The organism is Cupriavidus sp. WS (assembly GCF_000395345.1).
Lineage (GTDB): Bacteria > Pseudomonadota > Gammaproteobacteria > Burkholderiales > Burkholderiaceae > Cupriavidus > Cupriavidus basilensis_B.
This window is the reverse complement of sequence record NZ_AQPL01000348.1, coordinates 1-4383: the sequence shown is the minus strand read 5'-3', so window position 1 is coordinate 4383 and position 4383 is coordinate 1. Positions and strand designations below refer to the sequence as shown.

At 66.4% G+C, this 4383-nt stretch carries 5 protein-coding genes; 1 reads left to right on the top strand and 4 read right to left on the bottom strand.

Annotated elements, in window-relative coordinates; genetic code table 11:
- From K206_RS0125885 to ndk, 4 genes are all read right to left on the bottom strand, one after another.
- Positions 1-785, bottom strand: a 785-nt coding sequence (locus K206_RS0125885; RefSeq protein ID WP_020205285.1) for a helix-turn-helix domain-containing protein, incomplete at its 3' end; no start/stop codon positions are given.
- A complete protein-coding gene (pilW, locus tag K206_RS0125880) occupies positions 778-1557 on the bottom strand; it encodes a type IV pilus biogenesis/stability protein PilW (protein ID WP_029044098.1) in 780 nt (259 codons plus the stop codon). The genes K206_RS0125885 and pilW, both read right to left, overlap by 8 nt.
- Complete coding sequence (gene rlmN / locus K206_RS0125875; RefSeq protein WP_020205283.1) at positions 1554-2723, bottom strand: 23S rRNA (adenine(2503)-C(2))-methyltransferase RlmN; 1170 nt, start codon at positions 2721-2723, stop codon at positions 1554-1556. The genes pilW and rlmN overlap by 4 nt, the downstream gene beginning before the upstream one ends.
- A 53-nt stretch (positions 2724-2776) precedes the next feature.
- Entirely contained in the window at positions 2777-3202 is a 426-nt protein-coding gene (ndk, locus tag K206_RS0125870; RefSeq protein WP_020205282.1) for a nucleoside-diphosphate kinase, read from the bottom strand.
- A gap of 352 nt (positions 3203-3554) precedes the next feature.
- Between ndk and K206_RS0125865 the strand changes: the two genes are divergently transcribed.
- The gene (locus K206_RS0125865; RefSeq protein ID WP_020205281.1) at positions 3555-4256 is read left to right on the top strand and encodes a Bax inhibitor-1/YccA family protein; all 702 of its coding nucleotides are present in this window, start codon (positions 3555-3557) and stop codon (positions 4254-4256) included.
- The last annotated feature ends 127 nt before the right edge of the window (positions 4257-4383 follow it).

Genomic DNA, 4383 nt, shown 5'->3' with positions numbered 1-4383 from the left:
CCGCCGCCCGCGGCGGCCGGCGCCGCGGGTGCCGCCGGTGCGACGGGCGCCGCGGCCACCGCCGGCGCCGGACTCGCGGCGACGGGCGCGGCAGGCGCAGGCGTCACCGGCGCTGCGGGCGCGGCAGGCGTCTCGGCAACCACCGGGCCGCTGGCGGGCAGCGCCTCGGACGGCGCGGGCGCGTCCGAGGCCGCCATCACCGGCGGCAGCGCCGCCGTGACGGTGCCGGGCTCGCCGCCCGGCTGCGCCGTGGCTTCCACGGCCGGCGGCGCGCTCAGGCCTTCCTTGCGCGCCTCGAGCCATTGCTTGAAATGATCCAGCCCGAACAGGGCGCCGCCGCCGATCAGGGCCACCACCAGGGCCAGCCAGATCCAGCGCCCGCCCGAGCTGCCGGAGCCGAAACGGTTGCGGTCGTCGAAACTCTCGTTGAGGCCGCCTTCGCGGCGCATGCCGATTTCCACCACCGGCACCGCCTGCGCGTGGAAGCGCGCGAGCAGCGCGTCGATGTCGATATGGAGCATGCGGGCATAGGCGCGCATCACGCCCTTGGCGAAGGTCACGTCCGGCAGCGCGGCAACGTCGCCCTGCTCGATCGCGGCCAGCTTGTGCGCCGCCACCTTCAGCCGCGCGCTGACGTCTTCCAGCGAAAAACGCTGGTCCTTGCGCGCCTGCGCCAGGCGCTCGCCAATCTCGCGCGCCACCGCCTCGCGGCCGGCGTCGGCGGCCACGCCGCCCACGTGCCCGGTCGCCGCAGTCTGGCTTTCGGCGCGCTCTTGCTCACTCATCCCATGCTCCTTGTTCGTATGCGGTCAACTCACGCGAGTCGGGGAAACGGCTGCGCAACTGGCCCACCAGGGCATTCTGCGTCGCGGCGTCGCCCTGGCGGCGGGCAATGCGCGCACCCAGCCAGAGGGATTGCGCGCTGACGAAACTGCTGTTGTTGACCCGCGCGGCGTACTCCTTCGCCCGCGCGTAGTCGCCGCGCTGGTAATAAAGCAGCGCGAGGTTGCTGTTCGCTTCCGGGTTGTTGCGGTCGTAGCGCAGCGCGCCGAACAGGCTCTTCTCCGCGGCTTCGCCGTCGCCGTTGCGCAACTGGCAGGCGCCCAGGCTGGTCAGCGGCTTGGCCGGGCCGCTCGCCGACGGCGCCGAGACCGCGCGCTCCAGGTAAGGCACCGCTTCCCGGTAACGGCCGTTCAGGCACAGGAACCAGCCGTAGTTGTTGAGCACGTCGCCGTCGTCGGGACGCATCGACAGCGCGCTGCGGAAGCTGTCCTCGGCCAGCGCGCGCTCGTTCATGTTCATGTAGACCAGCGCGCGGATATGGTACGCGTCGACCAGGGTCGGGTCGATGGCGATGGCCTGCTTGGCCTCGTCCAGCGCCACGCTGTACTGCCCCGCCGACAGGTAGCTGGTGGCCAGCTGCAGGCGGATGGTGGCGCGCCGCGTGCGATCGGTCTGGTCAGACGCGGTCTGCAGGTCCGGCTTCGCCGGGGGCGGTAGCTGGCAGGCGGACAGCATCACCAGCCCGGTCAGGACTGCGACTATCAGACGCGTCATGCAGGGCGAGCCTCCCGCGGCTGGCCGGCGCCCGGCGCGCTCGCCACCGGCGCGGCGACGATCGGCGTGATCTTGCCGAACTTGCCGCGCTCGGCCAGCCGGGTGCGGTCCTTGACCTCGCCGGCAAGCTGGCCGCAGGCCGCGTCGATGTCGTCGCCGCGCGTCTTGCGGATGGTGGTGACGATGCCGGCGTCCATCAGGACCTGGGCAAAGCGGCGGATCTGCTCGTTGTTCGAGCGCTTGAGACCCGATTCCGGGAACGGGTTGAACGGGATCAGGTTGAACTTGCATGGCACGTCGGCCACCAGCTTCAGCAGTTCCCGCGCATGCTCGACGCCGTCGTTGACGCCGTCCAGCATGCAGTATTCGAAGGTGATGAAATCGCGCGGCGCGAACTCGAGGTAGCGGCGGCAGGCCGCCATCAGTTCCGCCAGCGGGTACTTCTTGTTGAGCGGCACCAGCATGTCGCGCAGCGGATCGTTCGATGCGTGCAGCGATACCGCCAGTGCGACCGGCAGGTCTTTCGAGAGCCGGTCCATCATCGGCACCACGCCGGAGGTGGACAGCGTCACGCGCCGGCGCGACAGCCCGTAGGCGTTGTCGTCCAGCATCAGGCGCATGGCCGGGACCACCTGGTCGTAGTTCAGCAGCGGCTCGCCCATGCCCATCATCACCACGTTGGAGATGACGCGGTCGTCCTTGGGGCCGCGGCCGAGCTGGGTGCGCATGGCGAACTCGGCCATCCACAACTGGCCGATGATCTCGCCGGTGGTCAGGTTGCGCGAGAAACCCTGCTTGCCGGTCGAGCAGAAACGGCAGTTGACGGCGCAGCCGGCCTGCGAGGACACGCACAGCGTGCCGCGCGTCTCCTCGGGGATGTACACCGTCTCCACCGCGTCGCCGGCGCCGACGTCGAGCAGCCACTTGCGCGTGCCGTCGGCCGACAGGTGGTCGGTGATGACGGCCGGCGAGCGGATCTCGGCGCGCGTGGCGAGCTTTTCGCGCAGCGACTTGGCGAGATCCGACATGGCGTCGAAGCGGCTGGCGCCGAACTGGTGGATCCAGCGCTGCAACTGCCGCGCACGAAACGGCTTCTCGCCGAGCTCGCCGCAATAGGCGGTGAGCGCGTCCGCATCCAGATCGAGCAGGTTGACGAGAGGGTTCATGACGGCAGTATCGACTTCAGAAGCAGTCTAGTCTTGTGAAATAGACCAGACAATCAGCGGCTGTAAACGTTCATGCCGGGGAAGAAGAAGGCGATTTCGACGGCAGCCGTTTCCGCCGCGTCCGAGCCGTGCACGGCGTTGGCGTCGATGCTGTCGGCGAAGTCGGCGCGGATGGTGCCCTTGTCGGCCTTCTTCGGGTCGGTGGCGCCCATCAGGTCGCGGTTGGTCAGGATGGCGTTTTCGCCTTCCAGGGCCTGGATCATGACCGGGCCGGAAACCATGAAGTCCACCAGGTCCTTGAAGAACGGGCGGGCCTTGTGCACGGCGTAGAACTGCTCGGCTTCGCCGCGCGACAGGTGAACCATCTTGGCAGCCACGATCTTCAGGCCGGCGGCCTCGAAGCGAGCGTAGATCTGACCGATGACGTTCTTGGCCACGGCATCCGGCTTGATAATGGACAGGGTGCGTTCGATCGCCATAAAAACTCCGAAAAATGAAGGGGTTACAATTGGAATAAACGTGCAATTCTAGCACGAGACAGTTATGGTTTCGAGAACGACTCCGCTGCCGGCGCACTGCCCCCGGCCACCGGCGAAGCCATCCGCCTCACGTGACCATCGCGCCACTTTATTTCTGTTCGGCGTGGAGGGAACGCCTGTCGCGGCCGATAATCGAATGAACGTTGGCCACGCGCGAGGCGAGATTACACCTTGATGACAAAGTGGCGATTACGTTTCACAAGCCCTTGCAATTCGCCCGGTGCGATGCCACATTGGCGTTGTGCCCGTCCGGGTCAGCCCGGCGCCTCACCGTTTTGAAACAGGAGTCACCATGGACAACAAGCTGAACACCTACAGTTTCGGCAGCGGCACCGCAACCAGCGACGTTGTGGTCCGCAATCGGGTAATGCGCAACACCTACTGGCTGCTCGCCATCTCGATGATCCCCACCGTGCTCGGCGCGTGGATCGGCGTGACCAGCGGCTTCAGCCTGATGCGGGGCAGCCCCGGCCTGTCGCTGATCCTGTTCCTGGGCATCGCGTTCGGCTTCTTCTTCGCCATCGAGAAGGCCAAGAACAGCAGCATGGGCGTGGTCCTGCTGCTGGCCTTCACGTTCTTCATGGGCCTGATGCTGTCGCGCCTGATCGGCTCCGTGCTGCAGTTTTCCAACGGACCGGCGCTGATCATGTATGCCTTCGGCGGCACCGCGGCGGTATTCGGCGCGATGGCGACCGTCGCCACGGTCAGCAAGCGCGACTTCTCCGGCCTGAGCAAATTCCTGTTCGTCGGCGTGATCCTGCTGATCCTGGCCAGCGTCGCCAACATCTGGCTGCAACTGCCGTCGCTGATGATCACCGTGTCGGTGATCGCCATCGGCATCTTCTCGGCCTACATCCTGTTCGACGTGCAACGCGTGCTGAATGGCGGCGAGACGAACTACATCACGGCCACGCTGGCGATTTACCTGGATGTGTATAACGTGTTTGCCAACCTGTTGGCGCTGTTGGGGATCTTTGGCGGCAATCGCGATTGAGGTGGGCGGCCGGGCCGCCCTGTCCCTCCCCTCCTGAAACGAAAAAGCCAGCGCAATCCGTGCTGGCTTTTTCTTTTCTTAACGGCTTAACGTCGAAGTCAACTGCTGAATGTCAACGGCTGAATGT

Bases quoted from the DNA above. Each gene is read 5' to 3' on its own strand.
- rlmN (WP_020205283.1), bottom strand. From the start codon at position 2,723: ATGAACCCTCTCGTCAACCTGCTCGATCTGGATGCGGACGCGCTCACC.
- pilW (WP_029044098.1), bottom strand. From the start codon at position 1,557: ATGACGCGTCTGATAGTCGCAGTCCTGACCGGGCTGGTGATGCTGTCC.
- ndk (WP_020205282.1), bottom strand. From the start codon at position 3,202: ATGGCGATCGAACGCACCCTGTCCATTATCAAGCCGGATGCCGTGGCC.
- K206_RS0125865 (WP_020205281.1), top strand. From the start codon at position 3,555: ATGGACAACAAGCTGAACACCTACAGTTTCGGCAGCGGCACCGCAACC.